This is a genomic window from Arcicella lustrica, assembly GCF_034930985.1.
In the GTDB taxonomy this organism is placed as follows: domain Bacteria; phylum Bacteroidota; class Bacteroidia; order Cytophagales; family Spirosomataceae; genus Arcicella; species Arcicella lustrica.
In genome coordinates this window covers 149,495-166,228 of the sequence record NZ_JAYGIM010000007.1, presented here as the reverse complement: position 1 = coordinate 166,228, position 16,734 = coordinate 149,495, and the positions used below count along the sequence as shown (strand labels likewise).

Below are 16,734 nucleotides of genomic sequence, written 5' to 3'. Positions count from 1 at the left end.
GGTATCGACAAATGCCGATACCTTTCTGAAAACCTAAACACCTAACTAATGATTTTTATTACTTCGTACCAGATTTCTCCGTTTTGTAAAACTGCTCTATATTGAACCCCATCAACGATATAATACGTATCACCATTGATTTGTAATTTCTCATAACCATCAGGAATACTTTCAACCAAAGCACCGATTGGAGGAGGAACAACTACGTAATCGTTGTTTTGATATTCATAATACGCTCCGTTATAATAATGATAAGGACGATTATAAAGATTAAAAACTCTGTGTTCACGTGGTAAATATTGTACTCTAATACCTATCGGTGCTGGCGTAACCATGTATGTGTTTTGGTACGGTCTGTAATAAACACCGTTGTTATAACGGAAATTTATTCCTCCGAACGAAACAGAAATAGAAGTACTCGGTGCAACATTTACTACCGTGTTACGTCTTGGTAAAGAAGCATAACGCCAGTTTGGAGTACTGTTTCTATAAATTACAGTTGTTTGTGGTCTTCTGTTAACAACTACTTTACGGTTATCGTATCTGTCGCCACCACGGTTATTGTCGTATCTGTCATTACCACGGTTATCGTCTCTGCCTCGTCCATGATTTCCATTGTCGTGTTTTTCTTTTTTGCCTTTGTCGTCTCTTCCTCTATCACCATGTGGATTTTGAGCGTTACTAGCAAAAGAACTACCAAGCCCTATACTTGCCATCAAAATAAGCGTGGCTAATGTGATTTTACTTTTAGAACCAACTTCTACTGAAGTGTTAGGTTGAATGTGCATTGCTTTCATAATCGTGTTTTTTTAATTTATGTCGTTTAGATTGGGTATGATTTTAATAGTTTAGTCTATATCATTTCATTAACAATCATTAACATTTGAGTAAATTGAGCATTTATTGGCTTAAACAAAATCATTTAAACCCTTCTAAAAAAATAACAGATGAGAAAGTACCTTATTTTAATCTATTTATTAAACGGTTGTTTTTTTTCAATCTTCGCTCAAAAAAAAGCTGATAAGCAAGAATGGATAAAACTATTTAACGGTAAAAACTTAGATGGCTGGGACATCAAAATTGCTGGTGAAAACCTCAATGTAAATTATAAAAATACTTTTCGTGTAGAGAACGGCATGATGCGTATTGCTTATGATCAATACAAAACTTTTGATGATAAGTTTGGGCATATTTATTACAAAACGCCATATTCTTATTATATCATTCGCTTTGAATATCGTTTTCAAGGAGAACAACTGGCTGGTGGTGCATCATGGAATGTAAGAAATAGCGGTGTAATGTTGCACTCTCAATCAGCTAAAAGTTTATCGAAAGGGCAATCTTTCCCTGTTTCTTTGGAATTACAATTATTAGGTGGTTTAGGAAAAGGTGAGCGTCATACTGGAAATTTATGTACGCCAGGTACCGAAGTATATATGAATGGCAAAATAGTAACTGACCATTGTACAGATTCACATTCAAAAACATATAACGGTGACCAATGGGTAAAAGCTGAGGCAATTGTATATGGCGATTCGTTGATTCATCATATCATTGAAGGCGACACAGTATTGACTTTCGAAAAATTACACATCGGCGGAGGTTTTGTTAGTCCTGATTATGATTGGAAACAAGCTAAGATTGATAATGGAGCAGAATGGATTAAAAAAGATGGACAACCATTGAAAGGTGGTTATATCGCAATGCAAGCAGAAAGTCATGCCATTGATTTTCGTAATATAGAATTGCTGAATTTAAAAGGATGTACCGACCCAAAAGCAACCAATTACAAATCTTATTATAAAGAATCTGACAATAAAAGCTGTACTTATCGCAAAAAATAATGACGTTTTACTTGTTCCATTTTTCAATACATTCTTGTTCGGCTTTTAGCCAATGGTCGAGCGCTCTGCCACGTGGGCGACGCTCTTCAAGATAAATTTCGTAAGCACGCAATTTTATTTGTTCAAAACGCTGAACATCTTGCCAGAAAAACTCACAAGTATTTTGTTCAACATCAAAAGGGGGATTAGGGAAAAAATCCTGTCTCCCTTCAATGTCTGCTGTATGTCGATAGCAAAGGTGTTTCTTAGGGCAAGCCTCTCCTTTACACATGGTTATATCGTATAGCATTATTTTGACATTAAATAGAAATATTGTTCGCTCAATAATTTCAACATAATTTATTGAATTTCGCTGGATTATCTTCTTTAAATTAATTTTACTCCGTCTTTTATCAAATTATTCCGACAGATATTGTCTTTTAAAACACTTCATTGAAAAAAACTCGTCAAAATCTTTCATAACTATTTGTATATTAAGAAGAAAGCCGTAATTTTGCAGTCCGTTTCATAGACCAGTTAGGTAAAAAGTATGAATAAGTACTTTCAAATGACTGTGAATCAGATTGTTTAGTTACAAAATAATCTACATGAAATAGACCGAGGATTTTCAGGTAAGGAAGCTTCCACCCTTATTGGCAGAAAATTTTCAATAACTCAAACGATTTTAAATTTTTACCATAATGGCAAAAGAAATAGCAGGCTACGTAAAGTTGCAATGCAAAGGTGGTGCCGCTAACCCATCACCCCCAATTGGTCCAGCCTTGGGTTCTAAGGGTTTGAATATCATGGAGTTCTGTAAGCAGTTCAATGCTAGAACACAAGATAAACCAGGTGTTATTCTTCCAGTTTTGATTACTTACTACAAAGACAAATCTTTTGATTTCGTAGTTAAGACTCCTCCTGCACCAATTTTGTTGTTGGAAGCAGCGAAAGTAAAATTGGGTTCTGCTCAACCAAACTTGAAAAAAGTTGGTTCAGTATCTTGGGATCAAGTTCGTACTATCGCAGAAACAAAAATGCCTGATTTAAACTGTTTCACCATCGAATCAGCAATGAGCATGGTAGCAGGTACAGCTCGCTCAATGGGCTTGAACGTAACAGGAGAAAAACCTTTCTAATTTGAAGATTAGATAATTTGAAAATTTGAAGATTGATTTTAATCAACTTTAATTTCAATATCATTTTCGAATTAGCTCATTTTCAAATTTTCAAATTGAAAAGAATAATGGCTAAGTTAACAAAAAAGCAAAAAGAAGCTCAATCAAAATTTGACGCAACGCAATCGTATTCACTTACGAAAGCTGCTGAAATTTTGAAAGAGATTTCATATACGAAGTTCGACTCTTCAGTAGATATCGACGTTCGTTTGGGGGTTGACCCTCGTAAAGCTGACCAAATGGTTCGTGGCGTAGTTGCTTTGCCTCATGGAACAGGAAAAGAAGTACGAGTTCTTGTACTTTGTACGCCTGATAAAGAGGAAGAAGCAAAAGCGGCAGGTGCTGATTTTGTTGGTTTGGATGAATATATCCAAAAAATTGAAAAAGGTTGGACTGACATTGATGTAATCATCACAATGCCAACCGTAATGGCTAAGTTAGGTCGTTTAGGTCGTGTTTTAGGACCTCGTGGCTTAATGCCAAATCCAAAATCAGGTACTGTTACCTTGAACGTTGGACAAGCTGTTACAGAAGTGAAAGCTGGTAAAATCGACTTCAAAGTTGACAAAACTGGTATCATCCACACTTCTATCGGTAAGGTTTCATTCACTCCTGAGAAATTAGCTGAAAATGCTCAGGAACTTATCAACACTTTGTTGAAATTGAAACCATCTTCAGCCAAAGGAACTTATGTGAAGTCAGTTAATTTGTCTTCTACAATGTCTCCGGGTGTTAAAATTGACCAAGGAACAGTTAAAGGTTTGTAATCATGACAAAGGAAGAAAAAGGTATAATTATCCAAGAGTTGAGCGAAAAGTTCGCTGCTACTCCTTACTTCTATATTACAGATACCGGTGGTTTAACTGTTGCAGAAGTAAACGCATTTAGAAGAATGTGTTTCCAACGTGGTTTTGAGTACCGTGTCGTTAAAAACACGCTTATCGCAAAAGCATTGGAAACAACTGGAGTAGACTATACTTCATTTAACGATACAGTTTTCAAAGGTTTATCAGGAATCATTTTCTCTCCAGAAAATCCTAAGACACCTGCGAAATTGATCAAAGACTTCAAAAAAGAAGCAGGTAAAGATAAAATTAAATTCAAAGGTGCTTCTATTGAAGGAGGTTTATACATCGGAGAAGATCAATTAGCTGCTCTTGAAAATGTTAAGTCTAAACAAGAGATGATTGGCGAAATCGTTGGATTGTTACAATCTCCTGCGAAAAATGTTGTTTCTGCTCTTCAAAGCAGCGGTGGCAAATTAGCTGGTATCATCAAAACTCTTTCAGAGAGAGAAGGTTAATTTTCAAACTTGATTCTGATTGCAATAATCATTTTCAAATTTTTAAATTAGCTTATTTTCAAATTGAAATAGGCTTCCAAGTACAAAAACATATAGTAAATTAATAAAATCGTAAACAATAAAAAATCTTAATACAATGGCAGATTTAAAAGCATTCGCTGAGCAATTAGTGAACTTAACTGTAAAAGAAGTTAATGAATTAGCAGCAATTTTGAAAGATGAGTATGGTATCGAGCCTGCTGCTGCTGCTGCAGTAGTTGTAGCTGGTAACGCTGGTGGTGGTGACGCTGCTGAAGCTCCTGCTGAACAAACATCATTTGATGTTATCTTGAAATCTGCTGGTGCTAGCAAATTAGCAGTAGTTAAATTGGTGAAAGACTTAACAGGTCTTGGCTTGAAAGAAGCTAAAGATTTAGTTGACGGAGCTCCAAAAGCTGTTAAAGAAGGTGTATCTAAAGACGAAGCTGAAGGTTTGAAAAAATCTTTAGAAGAAGCTGGTGCTGAAGTTGAAGTTAAGTAATTAGCTGATATTTTAGAATAGAAAAAGGGTTGCAACTTAGTTGTAACCTTTTTTTTGTTTTAAAGACTAATCGGCTGATTTTAAAGGATTTAGGATAGTTGTCAATCCCTTGTCACTAGAAAAAAGAACTCTTCCTATTAGAGGGTGACTTAAGTCGCCCTCTAATAGGAAGAGTTCTTTTTTACATAATGTTTCCTTAAAAGGGGAAACAAATAATAAACATTGCTGTCTTTTTATATACTCCAAACGGTAGCCGCAAGGGTTACAGCTACATTTTAAAAGGAATCATTGGTTTGATTTAATTAATAAACAAACTCTCCAAACTCAGATTGTATCGTTACTTGTTTACCTTCAAAACCTTCTACTCTACCAATGATTTGTGCATCTATTCCGAATGATTTTGAAATATCAATCAAAGTTTGAGCATATTGTGGGCTGATATATACTTCTAATCTATGCCCCATGTTGAATACTTTGTACATTTCTTTGAAATCAGTATTGCTTTCTTCTTGAATCATTTTAAACAATGGAGGCAAAGCAAAAAGATTATCTTTGATAATATGTACATTATTTACAAAGTGTAACACCTTCGTTTGTGCGCCACCAGAACAATGTACCATTCCATGAATTACAGGTCTTAATTCGTTTAATATCGCCTTTACAACGGGTGCATAAGTACGAGTTGGCGAAAGGATTAATTGACCTACGTTTAATGGTGCTCCTGCTACTTCATCTGTCAAGCGTTTTGAACCACTATATACTAATTCTTTCGGTACTGCAGGGTCAAAGCTTTCAGCATATAAATCTGCTAAATAATGACCAAGTACATCATGACGAGCAGAAGTTAAGCCATTAGAACCCATTCCACCATTATATGTTTTTTCGTAATTCGACTGTCCGTCGGAAGCCAAACCAACAATTACATCTCCCGCCTGAATAGTATGGTTAGAAATTACGTCTGAGCGTTTCATTCTAGCAATTACGGTAGAATCTACAATGATTGTTCTTACTAAATCTCCAACGTCTGCTGTTTCGCCACCAGTACTCCAAATACCAATGCCATTATCTCTAAGCATTTCTAATACTTCTTCAGTACCATTGATGATTTCAGCAATTACTTCACCTGGAATAAGGTTTTTATTACGACCAATCGTACTTGATAACAACATATTATCTGTTGCACCTACACAAATTAAATCATCGGTATTCATTACCACGGCATCTTGAGCAATACCACGCCAAACAGAAACATCGCCTGTTTCTTTCCAATAAAGATAAGCTAATGATGATTTAGTACCCGCACCGTCGGCGTGCATAATATTGCAATAGGTGTCGTCGCCACCTAACATATCTGGAGAAATTTTACAAAATGCTTGCGGAAAAAGCCCTTTATCAAGTTTTTCGATGGCTTTATGTACGTCTTCTTTAGAGGCAGAAACACCTCTTTGCATGTAACGATCGGTCATTATGCGGTTTACTGTTTTCGTTTGGTTAATCAATGATACAAAGTTACGCTTATCTAAACAAAAAACTTCATTTATAGCTTTACTAAAGAATGCTTCTCTATAAATTTCTTAAAAAGAGGTAAACCCATCTGAATTCAGGGCTGTTTTTAATGCTTCTATAAACTTCTGATTAACAAAAGATTAAGTGCAACAAAAAAGTATAACAAGACGTTATTTTTTCAAGATTTATCAGTAATTTACCAAATCATTAAATATACCTGTTAAAAACACATAAATCAGTAAAAATTTACAAAAGCAATCACGAGTTCAAGTATATTCTTTCAACATTAAAATTTAAGGATTATGGGTCGGAAAGTTTTAGTTTTAAATCAAGATTATAGTGCTTTAACCGTTTGTTCGATTCCTAAAGCTTTTTTACTAGTGTTTCTAAAAAAAGCTGATTTAATATCTGAGTCTGCTACTGAGCAACTAAGAAGTGTCTCGCAATCTTTTCCAATGCCTTCGGTGATTCGCTTACATCGTTATGTGTATTTACCTTATAAAGGTGTGATGTTATCAAGACAAAATATCTTTAGACGTGACGGCGGGCAATGCCAATATTGTGGAAAACCGGATGATTTAACGCTTGACCACGTATTACCTAAATCAAGAGGTGGAAGAACTTCGTGGGATAATCTCACAACGGCTTGTAAAAGATGTAATTCAAGAAAAGGAGACCTTACTCCTGAAGAAGCAGGAATGCCTTTAAAAACCAAACCTTATAAACCTTCTTTTGTGATGTTTTTAAGAGATTTCGGAGGAAGTATAGAAGATAGCTGGTTGCCTTTTTTGGGGAAGAAAAAAGAGAAAGTAATGATATAATAATAAATTAAAACGAGGTCGCTCAGCAATGGGCGACCTCGTTTTAATTTATTATTGATTCGAAGAAAGACTCTGCCTAACCATCGCTTTTTTATAAAGTGGCACAGTACTACAAGGCTCGCCAAACATTAGTGATTGTACATAAGGTTTAAATAACCTTGTGATTTCTATGTATGCACTGGTTGGTACAGGTACTTTTGAACAGCCTTTTATCACGACTTTCGCTCCACGGTAATCTTCTGGATTAATTTTAGCAAGTGCCTCATAAAAAAGCTTATCTTCCAACGCTTTTAAATCTCCGAAAACGAGACAGTTGGCAAAGTCCTGAAGTTTCAAGGTCAATAACATATATGCCCAAGTAGGAATTACAGCATCTTCAGAACAAATTACAGCCACATTTTTACCTTCATACTGTGACCAGTCATGATTTTTTAGGAATTCTCTAAAGTCTTTTTCCTTCAAAATCATTCCCATAAAAAGGTTATCTTTCAAATCATAGACTACTCTTTCGCCTTGATGATAAAGTTCTTCAAGGTCGAATGAGATTAACCCACTGCTGGCTACTTTATTGATGATAATATTTTCTTCCATTTTGATTATACTTTTTTAGGTTGTGTTCCTACGAAGTCTTTTAAATAAAAAGGTTCAAAGCTCACTACGTTTTCAAACAACGATTCTTCAAAAGATTTAGTTGCCAAAATACCAATGGTTTTGGCAGAAGGATGAACAGTATTGTCTAAAAAAATGGCATTTTTATGTGAAATGGCTTCACGACATTTTTCTGCTCCGTCGCCGAAGAAAACAATGGGCTGTGTATTTAGCAAATCAAGAAAAGAATATTCGTCAATAATTTTAGCTTCAGTTTCTAAAATATTGTGATGCTTTTTATCCCAAATACTACAATATACCTCCATTCTTCGAGCATCAATCATCGGACAAAACAAGTAATTCTCAGGAAAGAAATCACTTATTTGCATTATCATCGCTTCTAAAGTATTAACCGAAATCAATGGTTTATCCAACGCAAAACAAAAGCCTTTTGCTGTAGAAACACCAATCCGTAAACCCGTATATGAGCCTGGACCTTTGGCTACGGCAATGGCATCTAACTGATTCAAGCTAAAACCAGAATGATTAACAATATTTTCGCAAAGCGTGGTAAGCATTCCTGAATGAGACTTTTCTGTATAAAGCTCACTACAAGCCAAAATTTTGCCATCTTGATGAAGAGCAACCGAACATACTTTGGTGGAAGTATCTATGCTAAGGATTAATGCCATTGGGATATTGATAATTTATTTCATGCAAAATTACATCCAAGCTATGGCAAATAAAAATGGCGATAGATTTCTCTAACGCCATCTTGTTTTTATACTTGTATAATTTGCTAGTTACCTTTCAAAATTGATTGATAGCGAGGCATATCAGTAAACAATTTCAAGGCTTCCTGAATTTCTGGGTCTTTAGCAAACGATTGTTCACGAGTACCTTTTTGTAAGTAATAATGAACCACAATTTCTTGTTCTAAAGCTGTTTTGATTTCATCCTTAAACTTCATAATATCAGCTTCTTTACTGTGTGAAAGTTTATTTCTTAAAGCTTTCAATTGTTCAGAAATATTTTCGAAATAACGTTCTCTTTTCGCTGAGGCTTCCAATAGATTAAGGTCTTTTTCCGCCTGCGTGGTATAATCAAAATCTTGCGTTACTGCCCATTTTACAAAATCATTGTATTCAGCATTTGTCAATTCAAAATCTTTTGCAGGTTTGATAGCAGGATGTTCAAAATGATATTTGATAGCATAATCAAACAAAATAAACTTGTTAGACAATGCCAAAGTAACCGCCGCTGGATATGGTTTATCTACTTCAATATCTGGTAAAACACCACCGCCATCATACACTACTCTTCCACTTTTTATGGTTTTAAATGGTCTGCGCAACGAATCTGGCAATTTACCAACACTTCCATCTGGATTACGGTGACTGTAATCAATTGCCTGAATACAACGTCCACTTGGAATATAATACTTTGCTGTTGTTACTTTTAGTTTCGTATTGTAAGTTAAATCACGAGTAATTTGAACCAAGCCTTTTCCGTAACTACGTTGTCCGATTAACACGCCACGGTCATAATCTTGAATTACTCCTGCAACAATTTCAGCAGCCGAAGCACTTCTTGAATTAGTTAAAACAGTTACTGGAATTTCTGTATCCATGGCCGCATTTAAGCCAACATAAGTTTTGTTCCAGTCTTGTACTTTACCTTTGGTTGAAACAATTTCGGATTCTTTTGGAAGAAAAATGTTACAAATATCAACCGCCATGTTCAACAATCCTCCCGGATTTTCACGTAAATCCAATACTAATTTTTTCATGCCTTTACCTTTCAATTCGGTAAATGCAGTACGAACTTCTTTGGAAGCAGTACTTGTAAAATCTTTTAAATCGATATAACCAACTTCGTTATTAATCATGCCGTAATAAGGCACATTTTTCATTTTTACGACATCACGAGTAATTGAAAATTCTTCTAATTTATCCGTTCCATAACGTTTTACGGTGAGTTTTACGGCTGTGCCAGTTTGCCCTTTGATGAGTTTTCCAGCATCATTGATTTTTCTTGCGGCTAAATCAATGCCATCGACTTTTACAATTTCATCACCAATGCGTAATCCTGACTTTTCAGCGGGTGTTCCTTCATCAATAAGCATGACTACAATTTTGCCATTTCTATTGCTGGTAACAATGCCAATACCATTGTACTTGCCCGTTGTCATGGTCATATAATCTTCGATTTCATCTTCTGCATAATATACAGTATATGGGTCGAATGATTTCAACATGGCATCAATAGACGTTTTGATGGTTCTATTGGGATTGATTTCATCTACATAATAACGGTTCAATTCCTTGAAGAGCGTTGCATAAATGTCTAAATTTTTGGCGATTTCGAAGAAACGTTCGCCCGGGTCAGTAAATGAAGCCAACGAAAAGCCTACCACAGTAACAGCTGTGATTATTAATGACTTAGCAGACATTTTTATATTCATTTGTCAGAAAATGTTAAAAAGAAAATTCGTAAAGTATGAATGCTTTACTTGATTATACAAAGAACCAAACGAAGAAGTTTGTAGAAGTATTTCATGGCTTTGTGTTATTTCTTAGCTGATTGAAACACCAATTGGCTATACCATTTTCTTGAAAATCGCTTTCATCGATTTTTCAATTTTGGCATAATCTTCTATCGTCTTTGCAATATACACAAAAGCAATATAAGCTGGAATCTGTGAAGAAGGTTTTTCCATCAAAAGATGTTTGTTCAAACGATAAGCTTCACGAGTACGTCGCTTGATGAGGTTTCTGTCAACAGCATGTTTGAAGTAACGTTTTGAAACAGAAATTAAAATAGCAGTATTAATTGTTGGTGTATTTTCTGTAGAAGTTTCAGTTATAATGTCAACATCTACATCAGTACTCTTCATTGCAGAAGTTAAACTTGTATCATCGAGAATATAAGAAACACGAAAAGGGTAGAGAAAAACCGAGTTGATTTTTTCACTACCCTTTCTATCGAAGAGCCTATCTATAACTTTCTTAGAACTGAGACGTTCTGACTTTTTGAAAGTAAACTTCATGCTTTAATTTGTTAATTTGAAGATTTGTTCGCTTGAAAATGTCATTAAAACAAAGTTCAAACGCTACTCATTTTCAAATTTTCAAATTGTTCACATTCTTAGACTATTTACCTCTTTTCTCGTCTGAAACTGTCAATTTGTGTCTTCCTCTTGCACGACGAGCAGCCAAAGTACGGCGACCGTTTGGAGTTGACATTCTTTCACGGAATCCGTGTTTGTTCTTTCTTTTTCTTACAGAAGGTTGAAATGTTCTTTTCATGGCATTATATCTTTATAATTCTTATATTTCTAAAACAGGACTGCAAAGGTACAGAACTTTTTTGAAGTTGCAAATTCTTTCTGAAAACTTTCTGATACTAAGGCAATGATAATGAGTATCTTTGATGAAAATTATTAGAAAATTAGCCCTAAATGCCTATTCAATAGGTTAGTTTTTTGTTAGTCCGAAAAAGCAAAATAAGAATATGAATTATAAAATTGATGTTAAAGAACCGCAAAGCCGTCTCTTAAATATAGAAATGCTTATTGAGAATATTCAGTCGGAAACGATTGAAATTCAGTTGCCTGCATGGCGACCGGGGCGTTATGAATTACAAAACTTTGCTAAAAATATTCAAAGTTTTGAAGTATTTGATTTAGCAGGAAATCTACTTGATTTTAGCAAAATAACCAAAGATAGATGGAAGATTAATGCTACTGATATTCAGTCAGTTAAGGTGATTTTAAATTATTTTGCAAATGTACAAAATGCAGGAAGTTCCTTTGTGGATGATACCGTGATGTATATCAATTTTGTGAATTGTTTGCCATACTTAGAAGGTAGAATGGAGGAAGCTTGTGAAGTAAGTATTTCTTTGCCAGATGATTACAAAATTGTATGCGGTTTATCCAATAAAGCAAATGAAGCACATACTTTATTGGCAACAAATTATTATCATTTGGTGGACTCGCCAATGCTGGCAAGTCCGTACTTGCAACATCAAAAATATCGTGTAGCCGATACTGAATTTTTTATCTGGTTTTTGGGAAATTATATTCCAAACTGGGAAAAAACGTTGGCTGACTTCCAACAATTCACCGAAAAACAGATTGAAGTAATGGGCGATTTTCCTGAAAAGGATTATCATTTCATCAATTGGATGTTACCTACCTCTTTTTATCATGGTGTAGAACATCGCAATTCTACCATGATAGTTTTAGGACCAGCTTCCGAAGGCGACGGACTTTATACAGATTTATTGGGCATCAGTTCACATGAATTATATCATGCTTGGAATATTTGTAAAATTCGTCCGATAGAAATGTCACCTTATGATTTTACCAAAGAAAATTACTTCCCAACAGGTTTTGTGGCCGAAGGAGTAACTACCTATTTCGGCGATTTATTCTTGGTACAATCAGGAGTATTTACTTTAGAAGCCTATTTAAAAGAATTAGAAACGGTCATTAAACGCCATTTTGAACAAGACGGAAAGGCTTTTCAATCATTAACAGAATCTTCATTTGATTTGTGGTTGGATGGTTACTCACAACCAATTCCCAACCGCAGAGTATCAATTTATCAAAAAGGAGCAGTTGTTGCTTTAATTTTAGATTTACTGATTCGTTTGAAGTTTGGTCATAGCCGTTCATTAGGCAATGTGATGCAATTGATGTGGGAACGTTTTGGGAAAATAGGAGAAGGTTATTCGATAGAAGATTACCAAAAGATATGCGAAGAAGTATATGCAGGTTCATTAAAAGTGTATTTTAAAGACTGCATTTACGGCAATATACCTTTGGAAAGTTTAGTAAATGAATTACTCCAAGCTTTTGGGATCAGTATAGAATGGAACGAAAATGGCAAAATACATTTGGAATTATTAGATTCAGAGAATGAAAACCTAAAGTTGTGGTTAAATTTGTAAACTAATTTTAAAGAAAGAAAAAACTTGAGTTAGCATTTTCTGAAATTCCGCTGTTTGAGCGAAGCGAGTTTCGGAATTTCTTGATTTTCTTTTGTTACTTTTCTTGTATCAAGACAAGAAAAGTAAGGACTCGAAGATTAACTACTATAATATCGCTCTCAATACTTTGAAGAGATAATCGGACAGATTAAGATATGAAAGATAAAATAAAACAATTAGCCAATGCTTTGGCTGGAGAATTCGTTGCAAATCGCAGACATTTGCATCAAAACCCTGAGTTGTCTTATGAAGAATTTAAAACTCAGCAATACGTTGCCGCACGTTTGAAGGAAATTGGTATTACGCCAACAGAAATTGCGAATACGGGTTTAGTGGCAACGATTGAAGGTAATAATCCTTCTTCAAAAATTGTGGCTTTGCGTGCTGATATGGATGCTTTGCCGATTGTTGAAGCAAACGACGTACCTTATAAATCATTGAATCAAGGGGTAATGCACGCTTGCGGACATGATGTGCATACTGCTTCTTTATTGGGTGTGTCTAAAATTTTATACAATCTTCGTAATGAATTCGACGGAACGGTGAAATTGGTTTTTCAACCTGCGGAAGAAAAAGCACCGGGCGGAGCTTCGGTAATGATTGCGGAAGGAGCTTTGCTAAACCCTGCACCAAGTAAAATGCTTGGTCAGCACGTTGCACCGAATATTCCTGTGGGTAAAATCGGCTTCCGTGAAGGGATGTACATGGCAAGTGCGGATGAGTTGTATTTTACAGTAAAAGGCAAAGGCGGACACGGTGCTATGCCCGAATTGGGTATCGACCCTGTGTTGATTACTTCGCATATCATTGTGGCTTTGCAACAAATCATCAGTCGAAATAGAAATCCACGTTATCCGTCTGTTTTGACTTTCGGGAAAGTAATTGCCAATGGAGCTACCAACGTGATTCCAAACGAAGTATATGTAGAAGGTACTTTCCGTGCAATGGACGAAGTTTGGCGTGCGGATGCTTTGGCTCGTATCAAGAAAATGGCGGAAGGCATTGCAGAATCGATGGGTGGAACTTGCGAAGTATTTATTCAGAAAGGGTATCCGTTCTTGAAAAATGAACCAGAACTCACTCGCAGAATGAAAGGTGCTGCGATTGATTATATGGGCGAAGAAAACGTAATTGATTTAGATATTTGGTTGGCGGCTGAAGATTTTGCCTATTATACCCATCATGTGGATTCGTGTTTCTATCGTTTAGGAACTCGTAACGAAGAAAAAGGTATTATTTCGGGTGTGCATACACCTACTTTTGATATTGACGAAAGTGCTTTGGAAATCGGAGCAGGGCTGATGTCTTGGTTGGCAGTGAGTGAATTGGCTTTATAATCATTCGATAATTCAATAAAACCCCTTGACCTTTACGGTCGAGGGGTTTTGTTTTTGTAGAATACTTTTGTGATTCACTTGACACAAAATGTTCATTCATTGATAAACAGTTTTTAATGATGACGGAATAGAATTCCGTATTACGATTAATGTAAAAATGGCGAAAATGAATTTTTGTCCACAATGTGGAAAAAGCTTGATTATCAAGTTTAAAGATGATAGAGAAAGAGTACTCTGTGTTGATGAAGAAGACTGTGGTTTTGTGCATTGGAATAATCCAACACCCGTTGTCGCCGCCATTGTTGAACACGAAGGCGATATTATTCTTGCTAGAAATGCAGCTTGGCCAGAAGGCTGGTTTGCTTTAATCACAGGCTTTCTGGAAGCAGGCGAAACACCCGAAGAAGGTATTTTACGAGAAGTAAAAGAAGAATTAAATCTTGATGGCGAAATCGTAGAATTGGTAGGTTTATACGAATTCCACAGAATGAATCAATTGTTGATTACTTATCATGTTCGGGCTAGAGGAACAATACAATTGAGTCCTGAATTGGTAGCATATCAACGTAAAAAAGACTATGAAATTCTTCCTTGGGCATCAGGAACTGGTAAAGCTGTAAAAGACTGGCAAGCTAAAAGAGGAATTTTTAATGAGGTGATTGAGTTTAAGAAATAAGACTGACTCATTTACAATTTATTCAAACAACACTAATTTTGAACCAAATAAGATTTAAAAAACGTTTCAACCAAAATAAGTAAAAGGCTTTAGTCTATCATAATTTACAATAAACAATCATATCAAATGAGTTTTTCAGATACACGTCAAGCACAAATGCGTGAAATTTTAGCAAACGAAATCGCTAGAGGCGAAGCATTTTTAGCAGAAAACAAGAAAAGACCTGAAGTTATTGAAACTGAAAGTGGTTTACAATACGAAATCTTAGTTCAAGGTGATGGACCAAAACCAAGCGGACCAAGAAGTAAGGTATTGACACATTATCATGGTACAACTATCGACGGTAAAGTATTTGATAGCAGTGTATTGCGTAACGACCCAATCAGTTTTGGCTTAAATCAAGTAATTACGGGTTGGACAGAAGGTTTGCAATTGATGCCAACTGGAAGTAAATATAAATTCTACTTACCACATCATTTAGCTTATGGTGAACGTGGTGCAGGCAGAGATATTCCAGGGGGAGCAACTTTGATTTTTGAAGTAGAATTATTGAAAACGAACTAAACGTAGTTTACCTTTTAAATAGGTTTTCAATATTAATTTCTATACATAATCCACTCATAATAATGGGTGGATTATTCATTTTATAAGCCCTTCTTCTGCATTACTTTCAATTGTTCATTAAACCAGCCAACCTATCTTTCCCATTGACAAACCCATCAAAAAGAATCAAGAATCCATCTCTGAGATAGCTCGTCCTATCATTTTTGCGGTTTTTTGCGTGAAAAAGATATGTCATCCTATCTCCGAGATAGGTTTGTTCGTCTTTTTTACGCAATTTTCCGTATAAAAACGAAGAAACCTGCAATTTTTATGTAGTCATTGGTTAGCCTCAATAACACTCATCTTTTATTAGTACACCAGAATATTGGCTAGACAATGCTCTTTGCCCTTTCAGAAATATTTTTCGATTCAAAACCATCTTTGTCTATCTTGTGTTAACCTCATGTACGTACATGAACACTGTCTTTGTTCATTATTGACTGTCCCCCAATGATGAACCGTTTAAACCAAAAACAAATACTCCATCGGGGATTGGAGGTATCTATTTCGATGAAAAAACTATTGACTACTTTGGCTTTCACAACTCTTTCGTACTTTGGTTTTTCACAGAGTTGTTGTTCATTAACAAAAGATGACATGCAATTGATGGCATCTACTAAAGAATTTCAGGCAGCTCACCTTTCGCCACTTCCTTATACGCACGTAAGTACTGTTGGTGGAACGATGATTGAATTCAAAACGCCAGATGGCAAAATGGCAAATGCTTATCTGATTAAATCTGCAAAGCCTTCTAATAAGTATTTATTTGTATATCAAGAATGGTGGGGCTTGAATGATTATATCAAAAAACAATCAGAAGTATTTTATGGTGATTTGAAAGATGTAAACGTACTAGCAATTGATATGTACGATGGAAAAATAGCAACAGACCCTAAAGACGCTGGTGCATTAATGTCGGGTGCTGACCCTGCTCGTTTACAAGCTATCATTAAAGGTGCTTTGGCTTATGTAGGTCCTAAAGCTAAAATTGCTTCGGTGGGTTGGTGTTTTGGCGGTGGACTTTCGCTAAAATCAGCTATTTTAGAAGGTAAGCAAGCGGTAGGTTGCGTAATGTATTATGGGATGCCAGAAAAAGATGTTGAGCAATTGAAAACATTGAAATGTGATGTATTAGGATTGTTTGCAGGAAAAGAACAATGGATTTCTCCAGCAATTGTTGCACAGTTTGAGAAAGATATGGCAACGGCAGGTAAATCTGTAAAAGTAAAATCTTTTGATGCAGAACATGCTTTTGCCAATCCATCAAATCCAAAATTTGACAGAGAAGCATCAGAAGAAGCATACTCTTTAGCTATTACTTATTTGAAAGATAAATTGAAATAAGGGAGATTGAAGTAACACTATTTATCAAAAAAGCACGGCT

General features: G+C 35.5%; 19 protein-coding genes. 11 read left to right on the top strand and 8 right to left on the bottom strand.

Annotation, left to right across the window (positions count from 1 at the left end; all coding sequences use genetic code 11):
* Positions 1 to 41 precede the first annotated feature (41 nt).
* Positions 42 to 797 (bottom strand): DUF6515 family protein, encoded by a 756-nt coding sequence (locus VB798_RS10095; protein WP_323258347.1) that lies wholly within the window; start codon positions 795 to 797, stop codon positions 42 to 44.
* Between the two features lie 150 nt (positions 798 to 947).
* Here VB798_RS10095 and VB798_RS10090 point away from each other — a divergent pair, with 150 nt between their 5' ends.
* Positions 948 to 1,844, top strand: coding sequence for a 3-keto-disaccharide hydrolase (locus VB798_RS10090; protein WP_323258346.1), 897 nt, complete (start codon positions 948 to 950; stop codon positions 1,842 to 1,844).
* A 7-nt stretch (positions 1,845 to 1,851) separates the two neighbouring features.
* Here the strand turns inward: VB798_RS10090 and VB798_RS10085 are convergent, their stop codons facing one another.
* On the bottom strand, positions 1,852 to 2,133 hold the full coding sequence (locus VB798_RS10085; protein WP_323258345.1) for a DUF2934 domain-containing protein: 282 nt from the start codon (positions 2,131 to 2,133) through the stop codon (positions 1,852 to 1,854).
* Positions 2,134 to 2,524: 391 nt separating this feature from the next.
* Here VB798_RS10085 and rplK point away from each other — a divergent pair, with 391 nt between their 5' ends.
* From rplK to rplL, 4 genes are all read left to right on the top strand, one after another.
* Positions 2,525 to 2,962, top strand: a complete 438-nt coding sequence (gene rplK / locus VB798_RS10080) for a 50S ribosomal protein L11 (RefSeq protein ID WP_309914709.1) — start codon at positions 2,525 to 2,527, stop codon at positions 2,960 to 2,962.
* 107 nt (positions 2,963 to 3,069) lie between these two features.
* Positions 3,070 to 3,768 (top strand): 50S ribosomal protein L1, encoded by a 699-nt coding sequence (gene rplA, locus VB798_RS10075; RefSeq protein WP_309914707.1) that lies wholly within the window; start codon positions 3,070 to 3,072, stop codon positions 3,766 to 3,768.
* A 2-nt stretch (positions 3,769 to 3,770) separates the two neighbouring features.
* Positions 3,771 to 4,304 (top strand): 50S ribosomal protein L10, encoded by a 534-nt coding sequence (rplJ, locus tag VB798_RS10070; RefSeq protein ID WP_184129286.1) that lies wholly within the window; start codon positions 3,771 to 3,773, stop codon positions 4,302 to 4,304.
* 136 nt (positions 4,305 to 4,440) lie between these two features.
* Entirely contained in the window at positions 4,441 to 4,824 is a 384-nt protein-coding gene (gene rplL, locus VB798_RS10065) for a 50S ribosomal protein L7/L12 (RefSeq protein ID WP_184129288.1), read from the top strand.
* A gap of 302 nt (positions 4,825 to 5,126) precedes the next feature.
* On the opposite strand, the gene VB798_RS10060 is transcribed toward rplL, so the two are convergent.
* Positions 5,127 to 6,290, bottom strand: a complete 1,164-nt coding sequence (locus tag VB798_RS10060; protein WP_323258344.1) for an AIR synthase related protein — start codon at positions 6,288 to 6,290, stop codon at positions 5,127 to 5,129.
* A 342-nt stretch (positions 6,291 to 6,632) separates the two neighbouring features.
* Here VB798_RS10060 and VB798_RS10055 point away from each other — a divergent pair, with 342 nt between their 5' ends.
* Positions 6,633 to 7,151 (top strand): HNH endonuclease, encoded by a 519-nt coding sequence (locus VB798_RS10055; RefSeq protein ID WP_323258343.1) that lies wholly within the window; start codon positions 6,633 to 6,635, stop codon positions 7,149 to 7,151.
* 51 nt (positions 7,152 to 7,202) lie between these two features.
* On the opposite strand, the gene VB798_RS10050 is transcribed toward VB798_RS10055, so the two are convergent.
* The 5 genes from VB798_RS10050 to rpmH form a co-directional block, all read right to left on the bottom strand.
* The gene (locus tag VB798_RS10050; protein ID WP_323258342.1) at positions 7,203 to 7,742 is read right to left on the bottom strand and encodes a DUF2480 family protein; all 540 of its coding nucleotides are present in this window, start codon (positions 7,740 to 7,742) and stop codon (positions 7,203 to 7,205) included.
* A 5-nt stretch (positions 7,743 to 7,747) separates the two neighbouring features.
* Positions 7,748 to 8,431 carry a tRNA (adenosine(37)-N6)-threonylcarbamoyltransferase complex dimerization subunit type 1 TsaB gene (gene tsaB / locus VB798_RS10045; RefSeq protein WP_323258341.1) on the bottom strand — a complete coding sequence of 228 codons (684 nt, stop codon included), beginning with the start codon at positions 8,429 to 8,431 and terminating at the stop codon, positions 7,748 to 7,750.
* Positions 8,432 to 8,538: 107 nt separating this feature from the next.
* Positions 8,539 to 10,191, bottom strand: coding sequence for a S41 family peptidase (locus VB798_RS10040; protein WP_323258340.1), 1,653 nt, complete (start codon positions 10,189 to 10,191; stop codon positions 8,539 to 8,541).
* 147 nt (positions 10,192 to 10,338) lie between these two features.
* Entirely contained in the window at positions 10,339 to 10,788 is a 450-nt protein-coding gene (gene rnpA, locus VB798_RS10035) for a ribonuclease P protein component (RefSeq protein WP_323258339.1), read from the bottom strand.
* A 103-nt stretch (positions 10,789 to 10,891) separates the two neighbouring features.
* Positions 10,892 to 11,047, bottom strand: coding sequence for a 50S ribosomal protein L34 (gene rpmH / locus VB798_RS10030; protein WP_309921952.1), 156 nt, complete (start codon positions 11,045 to 11,047; stop codon positions 10,892 to 10,894).
* 205 nt (positions 11,048 to 11,252) lie between these two features.
* Between rpmH and VB798_RS10025 the strand changes: the two genes are divergently transcribed.
* The 5 genes from VB798_RS10025 (at position 11,253) to VB798_RS10005 (ending at position 16,694) form a co-directional block, all read left to right on the top strand.
* The gene (locus VB798_RS10025) at positions 11,253 to 12,695 is read left to right on the top strand and encodes a M61 family metallopeptidase (RefSeq protein ID WP_323258338.1); all 1,443 of its coding nucleotides are present in this window, start codon (positions 11,253 to 11,255) and stop codon (positions 12,693 to 12,695) included.
* 194 nt (positions 12,696 to 12,889) lie between these two features.
* Complete coding sequence (locus VB798_RS10020; protein ID WP_323258337.1) at positions 12,890 to 14,071, top strand: M20 metallopeptidase family protein; 1,182 nt, start codon at positions 12,890 to 12,892, stop codon at positions 14,069 to 14,071.
* A 157-nt stretch (positions 14,072 to 14,228) separates the two neighbouring features.
* Positions 14,229 to 14,747 carry an NUDIX hydrolase gene (locus VB798_RS10015; RefSeq protein ID WP_323258336.1) on the top strand — a complete coding sequence of 173 codons (519 nt, stop codon included), beginning with the start codon at positions 14,229 to 14,231 and terminating at the stop codon, positions 14,745 to 14,747.
* Positions 14,748 to 14,873: 126 nt separating this feature from the next.
* On the top strand, positions 14,874 to 15,311 hold the full coding sequence (locus tag VB798_RS10010) for an FKBP-type peptidyl-prolyl cis-trans isomerase (protein WP_323258335.1): 438 nt from the start codon (positions 14,874 to 14,876) through the stop codon (positions 15,309 to 15,311).
* Between the two features lie 549 nt (positions 15,312 to 15,860).
* Entirely contained in the window at positions 15,861 to 16,694 is an 834-nt protein-coding gene (locus VB798_RS10005; protein WP_323258334.1) for a dienelactone hydrolase family protein, read from the top strand.
* Positions 16,695 to 16,734: the final 40 nt, after the last annotated feature.